This is a genomic window from Nonomuraea sp. NPDC049421, from assembly GCF_040677005.1.
GTDB lineage: Bacteria > Actinomycetota > Actinomycetes > Streptosporangiales > Streptosporangiaceae > Nonomuraea > Nonomuraea salmonea.
This window is the reverse complement of the sequence record NZ_JBFAQA010000012.1, coordinates 144,034-161,895: the sequence shown is the minus strand read 5'-3', so window position 1 is coordinate 161,895 and position 17,862 is coordinate 144,034. Positions and strand designations below refer to the sequence as shown.

Sequence of the window (17,862 nt, the reverse complement as noted above, 5' to 3'; positions counted from 1 at the left end):
GACTGATGTCATGCTCAAGAGGTACGGTCACGTCGTCACGCTGCTGGCGCTCGGTGTGCTGCAGGTGCCCATGATCGTCGTGAGCGGTTTCCTGCTCATGCTGTCGTTCGCGCTCGGCATGGTGTTCCTGTATCCGACGCAGGTGATGATGGTCAGGCGGATGGCCGAGCTGCACCGCAGGATGGTCACCGAGCGGCTCGGCGTCACCATCGAGTCGCCCTACCTGCCCGCGCCGCCGCCTCCCGTGCCGCAGCCCGACGGCTTCTACCGCGCCGACCGTACGCTCTACAAGACGCCCCGCGTGCCCGAGTGGAACAACCGGTTCAAGTGGCTGCTCGGCGACCCGGGCACCTGGCGCGACCAGAGCTGGATGCTGCTCGACCCGCTGGTCAAGCTGCTGCTCCTCCCGGCGCTCCTGCTGGTGCCGAGGCGCGGCCTGGCGATCTACGCCCGCTGGTGCCGGCTGCTGCTTGACGCCACCGCCGCCAGCCGTCTGGCCGGCCAGGTCAGCCATCTCACGCGCACCCGCAACCTGGCCGCCGACTCCCAGGCGGCCGAGATGCGCAGGATCGAGCGCGACCTGCACGACGGCACGCAGGCCAGGCTCGTCGCCATCGGCATGACGCTGGGCGCGGTAGAGGAGCTCGTGGACAAGGACCCGGCCGCGGCGAAGGCGCTGCTGGCCAGGGCCAGGGACGCCTCGTCGGAGACGCTCACCGAGCTGCGCAGGGTCATCCGCGGCATCCACCCGCCGGTGCTGGCCGAGCGCGGCCTGATCGACGCCGTACGCGCCCTCGCCATGGACCACCCGATGCACGTCACCGTGGACGCCGACCTGCCGAAACGAGCGGAGGCGCCGGTGGAGGCGGCGGTCTACTTCGCGATCAGCGAGCTGCTGACCAACGCCGCCAGGCACGGCGACGCCCAGAAGGTCGGCGTGGACATCAGCGCCCACGGCGCCGACCTGCGCGTCACGGTCATGGACGACGGCATGGGCGGCGCCGACCCGTCCAAGGGCAGCGGCCTGTCCGGCATCGAGCGGCGGATCGCGGCCTTCGACGGCGTGCTCGCCCTGCACAGCCCGCCGGGCGGCCCGACCATGGTCACCATGGAGCTGCCCCGCGTGCTGCCGGTGCCCGAGACCGCGGCCCGCAAGATGCCGCGCAGGAAGATGGTCGTCGTGACGGCCCTCTGGGCCACGGCCTGGTGCCCCACCTTCCCCCAGGGAATCGTGGCGGCCGTCTTCAAGATCTTCGGCGTCGAGGAGAAGACGTGGTTCCTCGCCCTGCACCTGCCGCTGCCCTGGCAGTGGCCGACGATCATCGGCATGATCGCGGTGGGTGTCTTCATGCACGTCATGGCCATCCGCATCCCGGCGACCCACGACCACGGGCGTCTCATGCAAGACTTCTCCCCGCTCACGCTCGTCAAGCCATGGAAACCATGAACCGCGTCCTCATCGCAGAAGACCTCTACCTGCTCCGTGACGGCCTCGTCCACCTGCTGCAGGCCCACGGATTCACCGTCGTCGCCGCCGTCGAGAGCGGGCCCGAGCTGCTCAAGGGCCTGCTGGAGCTGCGCCCCGACGTCTCCATCGTCGACGTACGGCTGCCGCCCACCCTCACCGACGAGGGCCTGCAGGCCTCGCTCACGGCCAGGCGGCAGGTGCCCGGCCTGCCCATCCTCGTGCTGTCCCAGCACGTCGAGCAGCTCTACGCCCGCGAGCTGCTGGCCGACGGCTCGGGCGGCATCGGCTACCTGCTGAAGGACCGCGTCTTCAACGCCGAGCAGTTCATCGACGCCGTACGCCGGGTCGCCGCGGGCGGCACCGCCATGGACCCAGAGGTGATCGCGAAGCTGCTGGCCAGCAACGCCAAGCGGGAGCCGCTCGGCGGCCTCACGCCACGCGAGCGCGAGGTCCTGGAGGCCATGGCGGAAGGACGCTCGAACGCGGCGATCTCCCAGCGCCTCTATCTGAGCGAGAGCGCCGTGGCCAAGCACACGGCCTCCATCTTCGCCAAGCTCGGCCTGGCGCCGTCCGACGACGACAACCGGCGCGTGCTCGCCGTGCTCGCCTACCTCAACAGCCGCTGACCGCCTGTCCACCGAACTGCGCTGAGTTGTCGGTGGCACCGGCTATTTTCATAGGGCAGGCGGCGACGAGAAGGTGGTATGAGGTGAAAATCCGGGTTAACCGCGATGTTCTGGCAGATGCGGTGGCATGGGCTGCCCGAGTCCTGCCCAGCCGTCCCGTGGTGCCCGTGCTGTCCGGGCTGCTGCTGGAGGCGACCGACGAGCTCACCCTGTCGGCGTTCGACTACGACGTCTCCGCGCGCGCCGCGATCGAGGCCGAGGTGTCCGAGGAGGGCCGCGTGCTCATCCCCGGCAAGCTGCTCGCCGAGATCAGCCGCAGCCTGCCCGCCGACGACGTCGAGCTGGTCACTGAGGGCGCCGAGGCGGTGCTCACCTGCGGCAGCGCCGAGTTCGGCCTCATCACCATGCCGGTCGAAGACTTCCCCGCCCTGCCCGCCATGCCACCGGCCATCGGCGCCATCGGCGGCGGCGTGTTCGCCTCCGCGGTCGGCCAGGTCGCGCCCGCCGCCAGCCGCGACGACACGCTGCCCATGCTCACCGGCATCAGGGTCGACATCGAGGGCGAGTCGGTGGCCATGGCCGCCACCGACCGCTACCGCATCGCCGCCCGCGACTTCACCTGGCGTCCGGCCGCCCCCGACGTCGCCGTCTCCGCCATGGTGCCCGCCCGGGTGCTGGTCGAGGTGGCCAAGTCGCTGCGCGGCGGCGAGGTCTCCGTGGCCATGGGCGACGGGGTCGCCGGGTTCGAGAGCGTCGGCCGCAGCACCACCGTGCGGCTGCTCGACGAGCAGTTCATCGACTACCGCGCGCGGCTCACGTCCGAGTGGTCGATCAGGGCCGACGTCGCGGTGGCGCCGTTCGTCAACGCGATCAAGCGGGTGGCCCTCGTGGCCGAGCGCAACACCGCGGTGCGGCTGTCGTTCAGCCAGGGGCAGGTGCTGATCCAGGCGGGCGGCGGCGACATCGGCCGCGGCACCGAGGTCGTGCCGTGCGAGCTGCGCGGCGACGACATCCAGATCGCCTTCCAGTCGCAGTTCCTGCTCGACGGGCTCACCGGCATCGAGACCGAGCTGGCCCGCATCAACCTCGAGTCGCCCACCAGGCCCGCGCTCATCCAAGACGTGCCGGGCGACGCCCAGCCGGCCTTCCGCTACCTCGTCATGTCCCTGCGTCAGACGTGAGCGCCGCCTGACGGGCGGCGACCAGCCTGAAGACCCGCTTGAACTCCGCGTACGCCTGCTCGCCCACGGCCCGCGCGTGGGCCGCCTCCAAGTCGGCGAGGATGGCGTCGGAGCGCGCGATGAAGTCGCGCCCCCTGTCGGTGGGCACGATCAGCTTGGCGCGCCGGTCGGCCGGGTCCCGCCGGCGCTCCACGTAGCCGAGCTCGACCAGCTCGTCCACCAGCGTGCCGATCACCTGCTTGTGCCGGCCCGAGCGCGCGGCGAGGTCCGTCGCGCGGCTGCCGTCGTCGTCGAGGTAGGCCAGCACGGCGCCGTGGCGCGGCCGCAGCCGCGGATGCCCCTGCTCGGCCAGCGCGGCGAACAGCTCCCGCTGCAGCCCGAACAACGTGCGCCCGCTCAGCATCCCCAGATCGGGGTCCTCCTGGGTGCGCCGGCTCCTGTCCATGCTCCCCGCGCTCCCCGCGAGCGGCTCAGGACTCGGTGAGCGCGATGAGGATGTGCTCCATGCAGGCGTGACCGGCCCGCTCCGCCGCCGCGGCGTCGCCGGCCGCGATGGCCCTGGCGATGGCCTCGTGGGGGATGTAGTTCTTGTTCAGCGACGTGCCCGCGGCCGTGATGCTGGCCCGCAGGGCCGCCGAGAAGTCCTCATAGAGGTCGATGAGCACGAGATTGTGGGTGGCGTGCGCGACCGCCATGTGGAAGGCCAGGTCGGCCTCCACGAAGAAGTCGGGGTCGTCGAGCTCCCAGGCCCGCTCCCGCTCGGCCAGCGCCGCCTCGATGCGCCGGATGTCCTCATCCGTACGCCGGGTGGCGGCCAGCCGGGCGGACTCGACCTCCAGCGCACGGCGTACTTCGAGGATCTCGAGCTGCTCCGCCTGGCGCAACCGCCGCAGCATCGCGCCGGACAACTCGCTCGTCGCCCGGACGTAAGTGCCGTCCCCCTGACGGCACTCGAGCAGCCCGGCGTGGGTGAGCGCGCGTACGGCCTCCCGAACGGTGTTGCGTCCCACTCCGAGCTGCTCGGCGAGCGCGGTCTCGGTCGGGATCTTGCCGTTCATCGGCCACGACCCTGTGGTGATCTGCTCCTTGAGCTGATCGATCACCTGGTCGACGAGCGAAGCCCGCTGCGCCGTACGCAGACTCACAGTCCGCCTCCTCCGGGAAAGCCAATCATCCTATGAGTCAATGACTGGTAGACCCTAATTATTCCAGACTCAATAGGCCAAATCTGGAGCTCCCGGAGGTTCAGCGAGAAACTGTGGCGTCAATCGTCACCCCTGCCATGGCGGAGCGAACTCCGGCAGCTTCGAGGGCTTTACGATATGCCGCCGTCTGAAGTGCCTTGGACTCGCCCCTGCCATAAAGGTCGCCCAGCTCACGCCAGCACCGCGCGGCCTGCCGATCGGAGCCGAACACCGGCCGGTCGAGGGTGTCGAGCAGCTCGTACGCGTCGCGCAGCTGCCCGGAGGCGTCGCCCGCCTGCTCGTAGGCGACGGTCGCCAGCACCAGGTGCGCCTCGGCCGCGGTGGTGCCGCTGCCGTCGTGGTCGAGCCCGGACGCCTTGACGGCCAGCTCGCCCGCGCCCACCAGGTCGCCGGCACGCAGCTTCACCCGCGCGTGGACGATCAGGCTCTCGCCGTATTCGCGCGCCGTGGCGGGGAAGACGGAGAACGCGCTGACGGCCTCGCCGGCCAGCCGCTCGGCCTCTTCGATCGGTCCCACGCCCATCCTGGCCCAGTGCATGGCCGCCCTGGCCAGCACCAGCGCGAGCCGGGTCGGCCGCCCGGCCATGATGGCGTCGTCGGCCAGCGCGACGGCCAGCGCGGAGTCCTCGCCCGCCGCCGCGGCGGCACTCGCGTGCCACAGTGCCCGGATCTCAGCGGAACGGTCCACAACCTGAGGCACACCCGCCGTGTCGAGCACCTGCTTGACGTAGGCCAGCGCGGGGGAGTCGGTCTCGCTCTCGCCACGCGCCTCGATCAGCGCCGCGGCCAGCTCGACGGCCACCTCGCCCTGGGTGATCCGCAGCCGTTCGGCCTGCGCCAGCGCGGTGGCCGCGAGGTCGCGGGCCCGCAGCCGGTCGCCGGCCTGCTGGTAGCAGCGGCTCAACGCGATCGTGATCGGCAGGTCGGCCAGCTGCTCGGGATGAGCCGCCGCCTCTCTGCGCAGCCTCTCGAACGCCTCCACCGCCTGGCCGAGCCGCCCCTGGGCCTCAAGGGCACGCGCCCTGCCGAACCGCGCCTGCGCGGTCAGCATCGCGTTCTCCTCGTCCGCGGCCTTCACGATCTCCGTGAACCGGTCCGCGGCGGTGGCGGGGTCGCCGTGCTGGAGCTCTAGCTCGGCATGGCGCAGGCCGAGCTCGGTGTCGATGCGCTGGCGAGGCTCGATCCCGTGAAGGAGGAACTCCGTCGTGCATCCGAGCCGCTCGGCCAGGAGCCGGGCAACCACAGGAGTCGGCGTACGCTTACCCGACTCAATGAGCGAGACATAACTGTCCGACAGGTCGGGTCCGGCCAGCTGGGCCTGAGACATCCGCCTGTTCAGCCGCAATCCACGGACGCGGTCACCGATGGTTCCCTGACTCGGCATCTCATCTCTCAAGGCGGGGAAGGGTCAACAACACGCAATGATTGCATGAAGTAGCCGAATCTGGTATCCCCGCGTGAAGAATTTGCCACGTCGAGATTAATCGTCCCCGTCGTCCTTGCCGGGGAAAAGCATCTGGCAGACCTCTAGGTAGAGCGTCTCCGGATACGGAATGTATTCGACCGTTGACAGAGCCTGATCCTGACCGGCCGATTCGAGGATGAACTCACCGTAACCGAGCATGCGCCCAAGCAGAGATCTTTGGAAGCTCATGTCGGTGACCTTGCCCAATGGCATCATCGCGACCTTGCGCGTGATGAGGCCGGTGGTGAGCAGCATTCGCTTGGATGTCACCACAAAGTAATCGACCGACCACTCCGCGACTTTCCAAACGAAGCGGATCAGCAACAGCAGCCACAACCACCAGACGACGACCAGGGCCGTGCCGCCCGCCTCGCCGCCGCCGAAGAATCTGCTGAGGAGCCCGGCGACGATGAGGCCGCCGAGCACCTCGGCGACCGGGCGCAGCAGAATGGCGGGATGCCGCCGCACCATGATGACCTGTTGTTCCTGGGGGAGGAGGTAGCGGTTGACCGACGATGGAGCGGAGTCCCCGTGGGTCACAAGTCTCATGAGAGGCTGTTCACGAATTGGGCCAGCGAGTCGGCCGCGTTGAACACCGTGTCGAACGCTCCCTTCACCGCGTCCGCGGCGTCAGCTGGTCGCGCGAACAGGTAGTACGCAACAAATGCGATACCACCGTATGTGAGGACCTTTTTGACCTGCACCGTCGCCTCCGTACCCACTTACCCACTCCACCCGCCCTATACATTACCCACCCGGATGCCGGGGTAAAGGTAACTTGGCAGGTAAGTTCTGATCTTGCTTAGCCGCGGTCGCTGGCCACCAGAGCCAGGACGTGTAGATGTTTACGCGCGATGCGCTCCACGAGGCTCGGATGGGCGTAGCCGGTGACCTCCAGCGCGCCGTAGTGCGCCGCCTCCACGCAGCGCGTTACCGTGGTCGCGGAGTGGATGCCGGCGAACTCGTCGCACAGCACCGTCTCCACGTCGGCGTACGGAGTCGGGTCCGCCTCGGTGTGCTCGCTCATCGTGCCCCCACGCGCATGCGGAAGATGTCTTCCAGTCTCTTCGTACCCACCCAACCACAGTATGTAACGAAGTGATGACGTGTCGTGACGGGTCGTGGACTTTTCCGAGAGAACTTTCCCGCACAGATGGCGGCGCTCCGGAGGGGGCGGCGCGCGGGGAGGCTTGTGGGGGGCGGGGTTCGGACGTATAGGTGGGCTTGGGGAAAGTGCGTCAGACGACGCCGTAGAGCCGGTCGCCGGCGTCGCCGAGGCCGGGAACGATGTAACCGTTCTCGTTGAGCCGCTCGTCCAGGGCCGCCGTGACCACTCGGATCGGCTTGCCGGAGTTGGCGAACACCTTGTCCATGTACGCCAGCCCCTCGGGGGCCGCCAGCAGGCACAGGGCCGTGACGTCGACCGCACCCCGGTCGAACAGGAACTGCACCGCCGCCGCCAGCGTGCCACCGGTGGCCAGCATGGGGTCGACGACGTAGCACTGGCGCCCGGACAGGTCGTCGGGCAGGCGCGTCGCGTACGTCTCGGCCTGCAGCGTCGACTCGTTGCGGATCATGCCGAGGAACCCGACCTCGGCCGTCGGCAGCAGCCGCATCATGCCGTCGAGCATGCCCAGCCCGGCCCGCAGAATGGGCACCACCAGCGGGTACGGCTTCGCCATCCGCACCCCCTCGGCCTGCGCCACCGGCGTCTGCACGGTGACCTCGCTGACCCGGACGTCGCGCGTGGCCTCGTAGGCGAGCAACGTCACCAGCTCGTCCGCGAGCCTGCGGAAGGTGGGCGAGTCGGTGCGGACATCACGCAACGTGGTGAGTTTGTGGGCCACGAGCGGATGATCGACGACGAGGGTCTCCATGGCACCCAACGCTATCTCCTGCCCAACCCTGCTATCGACCCCCCACCAGCCCCCAACCCGCCACGCCGGCAGCACCGAAAGACCAACCTCCTCTCCTCCCCAGAGGGCGCAAGGTCCCACGTACGGGAGCGGCCTTCCCTCCTCTTTAGAGGACGGAAGCCCCGCGTCCGGGAGAGCGGCCTTCTCTCCTCCCCAAGGGACGGAGAGCCCCGCGTCCGGGGGAGCGGCCTCCTCTCCTCCTTGGAGGGCGCAAGGTCTCGCGTTCCGGGGAACGGCCGTCCCTCCTTCCTAGAGGACGGAAGTCCCGCGTCCGGGAGCGCAGCCTTCTCTCCTCCCCAAGGGACGGAGAGCCCCGCGTCCGGGGGAGCGGCCTCCTCTCCTCTCCAAAGGACGGAAAGTCTCGCGTCCGGGAGAGGGGCGGGCGTGAGGGTGGGGGCGTTGGGTAGGCGCTTCCCCCTCCCTCCTCCGAAGGCCGGGAATCGTCGCGGGCGGGGAGGGTCGAACGTGACGGGAGAGGTGCGGGGGCATCACATCTTTGGTTTTGATCACAATTTGGTCGGAGAGGCACACGCCCGGTGGCCGGTTCTGGAACGATTGGGTCCTGGTGATATCTGTCGTGTCAGAGGTCGGGTGGGGATGGCGATGACAGACGAAGACGCTCTCGACTTCGCCATCGTGGTTTATCGCGAGGACGACTGCTGGCAGGCCGAGCTCCTGCCGGTCACGCTCACGTCCGACCTGCACGGGCTCATCCACGCCCTGAGGCAGCAGCCGAGCGAGAGCGGCACGATCGGGCTGGTCGCGGTCGGCGACGAGTTCTTCGTGGCGCTCAGGGTCATCGGCGACCGGGTCGACGTGTTCCTGTCCGACATCGCCGCCTCGTGGGACTTCCCGCTGGCCCGCCAGGTCCTCCACTACCTCGACGTCCCCGTGCCGGACGAGGAGGAGCTCGACGAGATCCTCCAGGACGAGGAGACCGTGCTCCCCGCAGGAGATCTGTCGATCTTCGCCGATCTCGGGTTGGACGAGATGGAGCTGGGCATCCTCTCCGGCGACATCGACCTGCTTCCCGAAGATGTGCTGTCCAGCATCGCCGCGCGGCTGGGGTTCTCCGAGCCGTTCGAGCGTGCCATCGAATCGGTCTTCGGCTGACCCCCCTGGAGCGCGGACATGGCGTCCAACACCTTCTCTGCGGCCTTTGTCAGAACCTCCGACGGCTGGAACGGTGCCGAGGTCGATCTCGGGGACGTCGAGATCGTCGACGACTTCGGTGACGCCGTCACGGAGACGCTGGGACTTTCCGGCGACGAGCTCGCCCTGCTGTGCGTCGAGGTCGAGGACGAATGGTTCGCGATCGTCCGCTACCACGGCATCGAGGAGCCGCGGGTGTTCCTCTCCGACGTGCACGCCGTCGTGGCCGACAACCTCGGTGAGCTGTTCGCCGAGTTCGCCGGGGTGGCGCCCGACAAGGAGGGCAACGGGCTCGGCGTCCGCCCGGCGGGCGACTTCGAGCTGCTCAGCGACCTGGGAGTGAGCTCCGAGGAGCTGCTTGAGCTGAGCATGGAGGAGGGCGTGCTGCCGGCCGACATCCTGTCGGTGATCGCCGAGCGGCTTTCGTTCGCCGACGAGCTCGACCGGTTGCGGTGACGTACGAGGACGCCATGCGTCTGGCCCTGGCGGAGGCCGGCTCGGCCGCCGCGAGGGGTGAGATCCCCGTCGGCGCTGTCGTGCTCGACGAGCACGGCGAGGTGCTGGCCAAGGCAGGCAACGACCGCGAGTCCACCGCGGACCCGACGGCCCACGCCGAGGTGCTCGCGCTGCGCGCGGCCGCCGCCCGGCGCGGCGAGTGGCGGCTCGGCGGCTGCACGCTCGTGGTGACGCTGGAGCCGTGCACGATGTGCGCGGGCGCCGCGGTGCTGGCCAGGGTGGAGCGGATCGTGTACGGCGCCACGGACGAGAAGGGCGGCGCCGTGGGCTCGCTCTGGGACGTCGTACGCGACCGCAGGCTCAACCATCGGCCCGAGGTCGTCATGGGCGTGCTCGCAGAAGAGTGCGGTGCGACCCTAAAGCGGTTCTTCGCTACGCGCAGGATCCGGTAAGCTCTTCCGCGGTGGTGTCGCCTAGTGGCCGAGGGCGCACGCCTCGAAAGCGTGTGATGGGGCAACTCATCCGTGGGTTCAAATCCCACCACCACCGCCACGCCGAAGGGCCTCCGAGATCTCGGGGGCCCTTTCGCATGTCCGCAGACCAGGCGGCGGGTGACAACCGTAATCGTGTTCACCGGTCGTTCACGGCCGGAAAAATGATGTTGGCGGAAAAATCAAAGGGAGCGCCGCGAGATTCGCGGCGCCCCCTTTCTCAGTTGGGCAGTTCGAGGACCCTGGCGTGCAGGATCGATCGTTGGTGCAGCGCGGCCCGCAACGCTCGGTGCAGGCCGTCCTCCAGATAGAGCTCGCCCTGCCACTGCACCACGTGCGGGAAGAGGTCCCCGTAGAACGTGGAGTCGGCCGCGAGCAGCGAGTGCAGGTCCAGCATGGCCTTCGTGGTGATCAACGAGTCGAGCCGGACCTGCCGTGGAGGGATTTGGGCCCAATCGCGGTTCGTCAGACCGTGGTTGGGATAAGGGCGTCCGTCGCCGACTAGCTTGAAGATCACCCCCCCGATTTTAGGAGAGAATCCGATTCCTCGCGTTGTCCGGTCGCGTCACGCCGGGTTCTGGAGATCGCAGTCGGTGGGTGCGCCGTTTTCGTATCCGCGCTTGAACGCGGCCACGCGCTGCCGTGAGCTCCCGTGGGTGAACGATTCAGGATCGATTCTCCCGGTGGTGCGCCGCTGGATTCTGTCGTCGCCGACCGCCGCGGCGGCGTCGAGCGCCTCGGAGATCTCGGCCGAGGTGAAGGGCTGCTCGTAGAAGCCGGTGCTGACCGCGTTGCGGGCCCAGACGCCTGCGTAGCAGTCGGCCTGCAGCTCGACGGCGACGGAGCTGCCGCCGTCGAGGGCGCCGAGGAGCTTCTGTACGTGGTGTCCGTACTCGTGGGCGATCACGTACGCCTGCGCGAACGGCCCGCCCTTGGCGCCGAACTGGGATCGGAGCTGGTCGAAGAAGCTGAGGTCGAGGTAGACGCGCTGGTCGCCGGGGCAGTAGAAGGGGCCGGCGGAGGAGCTCGCGGAGCCGCAGGCGGTCCTTAACCGTCCCGAGTAGAGGACGGTCTTCGCCGCCCGATATCCCGAAATTTCCTGCTTCCAGTAGTCCTGGATGCTGTTGACCACGCCCACCACCCGGCACTTCTCCGACTGGTCCGCGTCCTTGCCCTTCTGACACCGCGCCGACAGATCAGCGGGCGGCCTGCCCTGGCCCGGCTCGGCGCTCACGTTGTTCAGGACGAACACCAGCACCAGCACGATCAGGCCGACGATCCCGCCACCGCCGACCACCACACCTCCGGGGAAGCCGGAGAAGCCACCGCCCCCTCCCGCGTCCTCCACCTGCGAGGCGTCGAGGTCCGCCTGGTCCCTGAAGTCCATGCTGACATCCCTTTCTGGGGTATTGCCCGCAGGACAGACTGCCCCGAACCAGGACCGCTCTATCGAGCCGGGCTCAGATCCGCCCGGAGAACGTGTCGCACCGCTGGGGGTCGCCGCTGTCGTACCCGGTGCTGAACCACTTCTCGCGCTGCTCCGACGTGCCGTGCGTGAACGCGTCGGGCGTCACGCGGCCCTGCGAGCGCCGCTGGATGCTGTCGTCGCCGACGGCCGCCGCCGCGCTGAGCGCCTGCTGGATGTCGTTCTGCGAGAACGGCTGCTCGTAGAAGCCGGTCTTGACCGCGTTGCGGGCCCAGACGCCGGCGTAGCAGTCGGCCTGGAGCTCCAGACGCACGGAGGGGCTGTCGGCGCCGGGCCTGCTGTCGCGGCCCAGCTGGTCCATGGTGCCGAGCAGGTTCTGTACGTGGTGCCCGTACTCGTGGGCGATCACGTACGCCTGCGCGAACGGGCCGCCCTCGGCCCCGAAGTCGCGCTGGAGCGTGTCGAAGAAGGTGAGGTCGAGGTAGACCCGGCGGTCGGCCGGGCAGTAGAACGGCCCCACCGCCGAGTCCGCCGCGCCGCAGCCCGTCTCGATGGCCCTGGTGAACAGCACGGTCTTGGCCGGCCGGTACGTCTCCCCGCCGTCGCGCAGCGCCCGCCGCCAGTACGTCTGGATACTGTTGACCGTCCCCACCACCCGGCAGTCCTCCGACTGGTCGGCGTCGGCGCCGGTCTTGCAGCGTTCGGCGAGGTTGCCGGTGGCGGGGGCGCTCGGCGCCTGCCCGCCGCCCTGCCCGCCCGGATCGCCCTGCTCGCCCGGATCTCCGGTGAAGGACGTCGGAATGATGCCGAACAGGAACATCGCCCCCACTGCCAGGATCAGCAGCAGGCACCCGCCGCCCCGGCCGCCGATCGGCAACATGCAACCGCCCGGCATCCTGCCGAACCCGCCGCCGGGCCGCGGGCCCGACGCGCGGGCGTCCTCGACCTGCGACGGGTCGAGCGGTTTGTCGTCGTCGAACTGCATCGAAGCCTCCGACCGCAGTCCTGCCCTGTAGTGCGACGATTACGCAGAGCGATATATGAGAGTGCGATTTTTCCTGATATGTCGGCTACTCTGCCGCTATGACTGCTGGCATGATCGGGATCGCGCTGGTCTCATTGGGCATGGTGCTCACGCCCGGGCCGAACATGATCTACCTGGTGTCGCGCTCGATCACCCAAGGCCGCAAGTCGGGGTTCATCTCGCTGAGCGGGGTGTTCCTGGGGTTCACGACGTACCTCATCGCGACCTGCCTCGGGCTGACGGCGGTCTTCGCGTACGTACCGGCCGCCTACACCGCGCTCAAGCTCGCCGGCGCCGCGTACCTGCTCTGGCTGGCCTGGAACGCCGTTCGCCCGGGCGGCGCCTCCGCCTTCGAGCCGCGCGAGCTGCCCGTCGAACGCTCCGGCAAGCTGTTCACGATGGGCCTGCTGACCTGCCTGCTCAACCCCAAGATCGCCATCCTGTACCTGTCGTTGCTGCCGCAGTTCGTCGACCCGTCGATGGGACACGTCCTGCTGCAGAGCATCGCGCTCGGCTCGGTGCAGGTGGCCATCGGCACCCTGGTCAACGGCCTGATCGTGATCACGGCCGGCAGCCTCGCCGCGTTCCTCGCCCGCCGCCCCGTCTGGATCCGCGTCCAGCGCTACCTCACCGGCACCGTCCTCGGCGCCTTCGCCGTCACCATGGCCACCGACCGCTCCAAGGCCATCGTGGCCTCCTGAACCTCAGAGCACCCGAGGTCCTCGGTCCAGACCGTCCGGCCACGCCCAGAACCGCACGCCGTCTCCGGCACGGGTCAGGCACTCCATGGCGGGGTCCCGCATGTGGGCCGCGCGTCCCTCGGACAGCCTCCTGATCGCTTCGGAGACGGCGACCCACTCCGCCGCCACGACGTCCCCGTCGGGATCCGCGCAGCGGATCTCCTCCACCATGCCGCCGGGCAGGTCCCAGACCGGGTCCGCGCCGCGCTGCCGTACGAGGAGGACCTTGCCGTCTCTGCGGGCCATGGCGCTGACGGTGAGGACGGACAGCGCCTTCACATCAGGCGAGTGCCGCGCGCAGCAGGTCGGCGTAGGCGCGGCGGCGGTCGGCGGGGAGCCAGTCGGGCTGCGGGGGTGTGCGGTAGAGGTCGTCGCCCGGGTAGCGGGGGAAGAGGTGCTGGTGGAAGTGCCAGACGTCCTGGTTGCCCGCGGGCTCGTTGTGCTGGCGGGTGGAGACGCCGGCGCAGTCGTACGCGGTGCGCATGGCGCGGGCCAGCAACTGGGTGGCGTCGAAGATGGCGTGGCCGTCGGCGGCGGGGAGGTCGTACAGGTTCTCGTGGTGGGCGACGGGGATGATCAGCAGGTGCCCCGGGTTCCGCGGCCACCAGCGCGGGCAGATCATCGCGAAGACCCGCTCGTCGCGGTGGACCACGTCGGGCTCGCGGTCCGAGGGGAGGTCGCAGAACGGGCAGTCGTAATCGGCGGGTGCGTGGTTGTGCACGGGGCGCCTCCTGGTGGCATCCGTCTTCGGCGCGAACCATGCTGTCAGAGCGCAGCGAAATGTCGTGATCGTCCCCGGAGGCGCGTACGGCGGGTGCTGGGCGATGTGATGACGGCCGTCGAGACGTTCCTCGACGAGGTCGTCCGGCCGGACGTCAGCAGTTGAGGGCGACCGTGGTGAGAGGCCGGCCGGTGCCGGGGTCCAGGGGGATGAGGAAGTGGCGCCCGTCGTTGACCCGGATCTCCAACGACCTCGCCCCCGTCCACCTGACCGACTCGTAGGCATCGGCGGGGTCGTCGCCGTTGAAGCACGCGACGTGCCACCCCCTGCTGAAGAGCCCGTCGTCCCTGCGCAGGCTGAGCCATGTGATGCTGTCCGGCCCGAGCCCGGCCATCGACCGCTCGAGCCGGACCCGGTACGGGTCAGGGCCGTCGACGAAGCCGATGTCCTCTTTCGAGCCGAGTGCGGCGAGGAACAGGCCTATGAGCAGCGCACCACTCCCGGCCAGCCCGGCGAGGATGATGACCAGCGCCCGTAGCCACTTCCACCGGAGCTCGAGGGCGGCCAGCACGACCAGCGTGCAGGCCAGCACGCTGAACGCGAACGGATGGTTGAGATGCTCCCGCAGGAGCACCAGGCTCGAGTCCTGGACGTACACGAAGGCCGCGAGGCCGCCCAATAAGAGCGCGGCGATCAGCAGCACGAGCGAGCGAGCAGGCATCGGGGATCCCATCGACGAGGCGCCACCGAGATCATGACATCACCGCGGCCGGACCTCATCGAGAGCAGCAAGCGTGTCTCACCATTGCCGGGACCCGGCTGTCCGCCGGTCTTCCTCCGATGGAGCGGTTGAGGTAGACGGTCTCCACACCCTTCGGCCGGAGGACACGGACGGGAGGAGGGACACGGAGGCGGGCGTGACGGCACTGACGGATGAACGGGATGGGATGTTTCACCGGCACATCTTCACGGCTGGGAGCCGCCGGTGAAGTGGTGGGCGCCGAGCAGATCGAGTGCCGGCCCCGCTGCATGCGGCCGAGGCCGGGAACGACGAAGGGGCCGACTGGGTAGGGTCGGCCCCTTCGCGTTACTGCCTCAACCAGGCGCGGAGGATGGGGGATTTGAACCCCCGATAGGTTGCCCTATACACGCTTTCCAAGCGTGCGCCCTCGGCCACTAGGCGAATCCTCCGCCGACGAGCTTACCGGACTTCCAGGGGTGCCAAGACCATGAATTTCCGGCCGGGCGGGTTCGCGCGGGGTGGAGCGAGCACTGCCGCATCCGGCTAGACTGTCCAGGGACCCCTCGCGCGGCGTCATCCTGTGAACCTCCCCAGGGCCGGAAGGCAGCAAGGATAAGCGGGCTCTGGCGGGTGTGCGGGGGGTCTCTTCGTTGAGAGCCCCCTCGAAGGCGGGATGGTCGCATGAGCCTTGCGCTTTACCGCAAGTACCGACCCGGGACCTTCGCCGAAGTCAAGGGTCAGGAACACGTCACTGACCCGCTGCGGCAGGCGTTGCGTACGGGCCGCATCAACCACGCTTTCCTCTTCAGCGGCCCCCGAGGGTGTGGCAAGACCTCCAGCGCGCGCATCCTGGCGCGTTCGCTCAACTGCGAGCAGGGCCCGACGCCCGACCCCTGCGGCGCGTGCGAGTCGTGCGTCGCGCTCGCCCCGACCGGCCCCGGCCACCTCGACGTCATCGAGATCGACGCAGCCTCACACGGTGGCGTCGACGACGCGCGCGACCTGCGTGAGCGGGCCTTCTTCGCCCCCGTGTCCGCGCGCTACAAGATCTACATCATCGACGAGGCGCACATGGTGACCCGCGAGGGTTTCAACGCGCTGCTCAAGCTCGTCGAGGAGCCCCCGCCGCATCTGAAGTTCATCTTCGCGACGACGGAGCCGGAAAAGGTCATCGGCACCATCAAGTCGCGTACACACCACTATCCGTTCAGGCTCATGCCGCCCGCGACGCTCCGGGGGCTGCTGGAGGAGATCCTCACCTCCGAGAACGTGCCCTTCGAGCCCACCGCGCTGCCCCTCGTCGTACGCGCGGGCGCCGGCTCGGCCCGTGACTCCCTGTCGATCCTCGACCAGCTGCTCGCCGGGGCCGACGACGACGGCATCACCTACGCCAAGGCCGTCTCCCTGCTCGGCTACACCGACGGCGACCTGCTAGACGAGGTCGTCGACGCGTTCGCGGCCCGTGACGGCGGGCGGGTCTTCCACACGGTCAACCGGGTCATCGAGGGCGGCCACGACCCCCGCCGCTTCGCCTCCGACCTGCTCGAACGCTTCCGCGACCTGGTGATCCTGGCGAACGTCCCGGAGGCGGCCACCAGCGGGCTGCTCGACCGGCCGGCCGACGAGCTCGAACGCCTGGTCCAGCAGGCGTCCTCCATGGGACCGGCCGAGCTGACCCGCGCGGCCGAGGTCTTCAACGCGGGCCTCACCGAGATGCGCGGCGCCACCTCGCCGCGGCTGCTGCTGGAGCTGATGTGCGCGCGCGTGCTGCTGCCCGGCGCCGAGCAGGGTGAAGGGGCGTTGCTCGCGCGGCTCGAGCGGCTCGAACGCGGTGGCGCCGTGGCCCAGATGGCGGCCCGCGCCGCGGCTGCCCCGGCCGTCCCCGCTCCTGCCGCCGCACCCGTGGCGCACGCTCCCGCAGCGGTCGCGACGGCTCCTGCCCCCTCCGCCACGCCTGGCTCCTCCGCCGCGCACGGTCCCGCCGCTGCCGGTGCGCCTGACTCCTCCGCTACCCATGGTGCCGCCGCTGCCGGTGCGCAGGGTCCGGGGGCGGGTGCGCGGGCTCAGGTGGCGGGTCCCGGCGGGTCGGACGGAGACGCGAAGGGCGCCGGGCAGGCTTCCGGTGACGACTGGCCTGAGGCGGTTCGTCCCGGGGCCGGTGCGGCGTCCGCAGGGACCGCTCCATCGAGCGCCGCCGCCAGTGCGGCTCTTTCCGGCGGTACGCCTCCTGCCGCGGCCCCGAGCGGTGGCGGAGCCGGTGGCCTCCAGTCGCAGTGGCCCGCCGTGCTGGCCGCGCTCAAGCAGCGCAGCATCGTCGTCTGGGCCAACGTGAGCACCAACGCCCAGGTGGTCGGCGTGGAGGGCAACCTCGTCACACTCGGCTTCACCCAGGTCGGCGCGATGAAGAACTTCACCGGCGGCGGCAAGGACGCCGTCGTGGCCGCCGCGCTGGGCGACGTGCTCGGCGGCACGTGGCGGGTCGAGGCGGTGGTCGGGGGCTCCCCGATGCCGCAGGCGTCCCGTGGCCCCGCCCGTCCCCCTGCGCAGGGGGGCCCTCAGGGCGCACCCGGCGGTCAGGTGAACGGTCCTCAGGGCGCGCCCGGCGGTCAGGCGAACGGTGCTCAGGGTGGTCACGGGCCCTCCGGTGGGCACGGGCCGAACGTCCAGAGTGCGCAGGGGTCCGCCGGTTCGCCGGGAGCCTCGGACGCCGTTCAGGGCGGCGGGCAGGGCGCGTCCGGCTCTCAGGGACGTACGGCCTCACACGGGTCCTCCGACGACGGCGGCGGGCAAGACGGCGACCAGCCTCCGGCCGGCCCACCGGCGGCGGCTCGCGCGACCACCGACGAATCCTGGCCCGACGCCCCCGACGACGACCCGGGCCCCGGCTCCCCACCAGGGCCTGACCTGACGCAGACCGTCGCCGCCGGGCAGCGCGTCTCCAGCGGTCCAGGCAGCGGGCTCGCCGCCGCACGTTCGGCCGCGAAGGCCGCGGCCGCGGCCGGCCCCCGCGCCCCGGGCGCCAGGGGCGGCGCGTCCACGTCCGCATCGACGTCCGCGTGGCCGAGCGCGATCCCCGGCCGCGACACCAAGGCCACCGACTCCGACGACGTCGACCCGCTCAACGACGCCGACGCCGACACGGTCGCCCTCTCAGGCATGGCCCTCCTCGAACGCGAACTGGGCGCCAAGGTCATCGGCGAGATCGACCACCCCTGAACCCCTGAGCCTCACCGGGCGCTTCGGCGGGCG

21 protein-coding genes, 2 tRNA genes and 1 other RNA gene are annotated in these 17,862 nt (G+C 69.9%); 10 read left to right on the top strand and 14 right to left on the bottom strand.

The features are described from left to right. Window positions 1–10 precede the first annotated feature (10 nt). From AB0K18_RS22005 to dnaN, 3 genes are all read left to right on the top strand, one after another. Window positions 11–1,447: a histidine kinase gene (locus AB0K18_RS22005; protein WP_364916942.1), complete on the top strand. Its 1,437-nt coding sequence runs from the start codon at window positions 11–13 to the stop codon at window positions 1,445–1,447. Next, window positions 1,444–2,094, top strand: coding sequence for a response regulator transcription factor (locus AB0K18_RS22000; protein WP_364560022.1), 651 nt, complete (start codon window positions 1,444–1,446; stop codon window positions 2,092–2,094). The genes AB0K18_RS22005 and AB0K18_RS22000 overlap by 4 nt, the downstream gene beginning before the upstream one ends. An 83-nt stretch (window positions 2,095–2,177) precedes the next feature. Next, complete coding sequence (gene dnaN, locus AB0K18_RS21995) at window positions 2,178–3,275, top strand: DNA polymerase III subunit beta (RefSeq protein WP_355417495.1); 1,098 nt, start codon at window positions 2,178–2,180, stop codon at window positions 3,273–3,275. On the opposite strand, the gene AB0K18_RS21990 is transcribed toward dnaN, so the two are convergent. The 7 genes from AB0K18_RS21990 to upp all read right to left on the bottom strand — a co-directional run bounded on the left by AB0K18_RS21990 (window position 3,253) and on the right by upp (window position 7,822). Continuing rightward, window positions 3,253–3,720, bottom strand: coding sequence for a MarR family winged helix-turn-helix transcriptional regulator (locus tag AB0K18_RS21990; protein WP_364916939.1), 468 nt, complete (start codon window positions 3,718–3,720; stop codon window positions 3,253–3,255). The two genes, dnaN and AB0K18_RS21990, sit on opposite strands and share 23 nt — an antisense overlap. A gap of 25 nt (window positions 3,721–3,745) precedes the next feature. Beyond that, entirely contained in the window at window positions 3,746–4,420 is a 675-nt protein-coding gene (locus AB0K18_RS21985) for a FadR/GntR family transcriptional regulator (protein ID WP_364916936.1), read from the bottom strand. 100 nt (window positions 4,421–4,520) lie between these two features. Beyond that, window positions 4,521–5,864 (bottom strand): helix-turn-helix transcriptional regulator, encoded by a 1,344-nt coding sequence (locus tag AB0K18_RS21980; protein ID WP_364916933.1) that lies wholly within the window; start codon window positions 5,862–5,864, stop codon window positions 4,521–4,523. A 96-nt stretch (window positions 5,865–5,960) separates the two neighbouring features. After that, entirely contained in the window at window positions 5,961–6,494 is a 534-nt protein-coding gene (locus AB0K18_RS21975) for a PH domain-containing protein (RefSeq protein ID WP_355417483.1), read from the bottom strand. Beyond that, window positions 6,491–6,667, bottom strand: coding sequence for a hypothetical protein (locus tag AB0K18_RS21970; protein ID WP_345393045.1), 177 nt, complete (start codon window positions 6,665–6,667; stop codon window positions 6,491–6,493). Before AB0K18_RS21970 ends, AB0K18_RS21975 begins: the two co-directional genes overlap by 4 nt. Before the next feature lie 80 nt (window positions 6,668–6,747). Next, complete coding sequence (locus AB0K18_RS21965; RefSeq protein WP_345393042.1) at window positions 6,748–6,972, bottom strand: hypothetical protein; 225 nt, start codon at window positions 6,970–6,972, stop codon at window positions 6,748–6,750. Window positions 6,973–7,183: 211 nt separating this feature from the next. Further along, a complete protein-coding gene (gene upp, locus AB0K18_RS21960) occupies window positions 7,184–7,822 on the bottom strand; it encodes a uracil phosphoribosyltransferase (protein WP_355417477.1) in 639 nt (212 codons plus the stop codon). 642 nt (window positions 7,823–8,464) lie between these two features. Between upp and AB0K18_RS21955 the strand changes: the two genes are divergently transcribed. The 4 genes from AB0K18_RS21955 to AB0K18_RS21940 all read left to right on the top strand — a co-directional run bounded on the left by AB0K18_RS21955 (window position 8,465) and on the right by AB0K18_RS21940 (window position 10,021). Continuing rightward, window positions 8,465–8,974 carry a tRNA adenosine deaminase-associated protein gene (locus AB0K18_RS21955; RefSeq protein ID WP_364916930.1) on the top strand — a complete coding sequence of 170 codons (510 nt, stop codon included), beginning with the start codon at window positions 8,465–8,467 and terminating at the stop codon, window positions 8,972–8,974. Between the two features lie 18 nt (window positions 8,975–8,992). Continuing rightward, complete coding sequence (locus AB0K18_RS21950; protein ID WP_364916928.1) at window positions 8,993–9,469, top strand: tRNA adenosine deaminase-associated protein; 477 nt, start codon at window positions 8,993–8,995, stop codon at window positions 9,467–9,469. Window positions 9,470–9,483: 14 nt separating this feature from the next. After that, window positions 9,484–9,921 (top strand): tRNA adenosine(34) deaminase TadA, encoded by a 438-nt coding sequence (gene tadA / locus AB0K18_RS21945; protein WP_364916925.1) that lies wholly within the window; start codon window positions 9,484–9,486, stop codon window positions 9,919–9,921. Between the two features lie 10 nt (window positions 9,922–9,931). Next, window positions 9,932–10,021 (top strand) — tRNA-Ser (locus tag AB0K18_RS21940). A gap of 159 nt (window positions 10,022–10,180) precedes the next feature. Here AB0K18_RS21940 and AB0K18_RS21935 read toward each other — a convergent pair. The 3 genes from AB0K18_RS21935 to AB0K18_RS21925 form a co-directional block, all read right to left on the bottom strand. After that, window positions 10,181–10,477 carry a type II toxin-antitoxin system VapB family antitoxin gene (locus AB0K18_RS21935; RefSeq protein WP_345393030.1) on the bottom strand — a complete coding sequence of 99 codons (297 nt, stop codon included), beginning with the start codon at window positions 10,475–10,477 and terminating at the stop codon, window positions 10,181–10,183. A gap of 48 nt (window positions 10,478–10,525) precedes the next feature. Next, complete coding sequence (locus tag AB0K18_RS21930) at window positions 10,526–11,347, bottom strand: neutral zinc metallopeptidase (RefSeq protein ID WP_364916923.1); 822 nt, start codon at window positions 11,345–11,347, stop codon at window positions 10,526–10,528. A 73-nt stretch (window positions 11,348–11,420) separates the two neighbouring features. Further along, the gene (locus AB0K18_RS21925; protein WP_364916920.1) at window positions 11,421–12,371 is read right to left on the bottom strand and encodes a neutral zinc metallopeptidase; all 951 of its coding nucleotides are present in this window, start codon (window positions 12,369–12,371) and stop codon (window positions 11,421–11,423) included. A gap of 98 nt (window positions 12,372–12,469) precedes the next feature. Here AB0K18_RS21925 and AB0K18_RS21920 point away from each other — a divergent pair, with 98 nt between their 5' ends. Further along, window positions 12,470–13,111, top strand: a complete 642-nt coding sequence (locus AB0K18_RS21920; RefSeq protein ID WP_364916917.1) for a LysE family translocator — start codon at window positions 12,470–12,472, stop codon at window positions 13,109–13,111. Between the two features lie 3 nt (window positions 13,112–13,114). Here AB0K18_RS21920 and AB0K18_RS21915 read toward each other — a convergent pair whose 3' ends face one another. From AB0K18_RS21915 to AB0K18_RS21900, 4 genes are all read right to left on the bottom strand, one after another. Then, complete coding sequence (locus AB0K18_RS21915; RefSeq protein WP_364916915.1) at window positions 13,115–13,396, bottom strand: hypothetical protein; 282 nt, start codon at window positions 13,394–13,396, stop codon at window positions 13,115–13,117. A gap of 34 nt (window positions 13,397–13,430) precedes the next feature. Beyond that, window positions 13,431–13,871 carry an HIT family protein gene (locus AB0K18_RS21910; RefSeq protein WP_364916912.1) on the bottom strand — a complete coding sequence of 147 codons (441 nt, stop codon included), beginning with the start codon at window positions 13,869–13,871 and terminating at the stop codon, window positions 13,431–13,433. 154 nt (window positions 13,872–14,025) lie between these two features. Further along, complete coding sequence (locus AB0K18_RS21905; protein ID WP_364916909.1) at window positions 14,026–14,592, bottom strand: hypothetical protein; 567 nt, start codon at window positions 14,590–14,592, stop codon at window positions 14,026–14,028. A gap of 385 nt (window positions 14,593–14,977) precedes the next feature. Beyond that, window positions 14,978–15,062: transfer RNA gene (locus AB0K18_RS21900), tRNA-Ser, on the bottom strand. A gap of 105 nt (window positions 15,063–15,167) precedes the next feature. Between AB0K18_RS21900 and ffs the strand changes: the two genes are divergently transcribed. Next, window positions 15,168–15,263, top strand: an RNA gene (gene ffs, locus AB0K18_RS21895) — signal recognition particle sRNA small type. Between the two features lie 31 nt (window positions 15,264–15,294). Next, window positions 15,295–17,829: a DNA polymerase III subunit gamma and tau gene (locus AB0K18_RS21890; RefSeq protein WP_364916906.1), complete on the top strand. Its 2,535-nt coding sequence runs from the start codon at window positions 15,295–15,297 to the stop codon at window positions 17,827–17,829. Window positions 17,830–17,862: the final 33 nt, after the last annotated feature.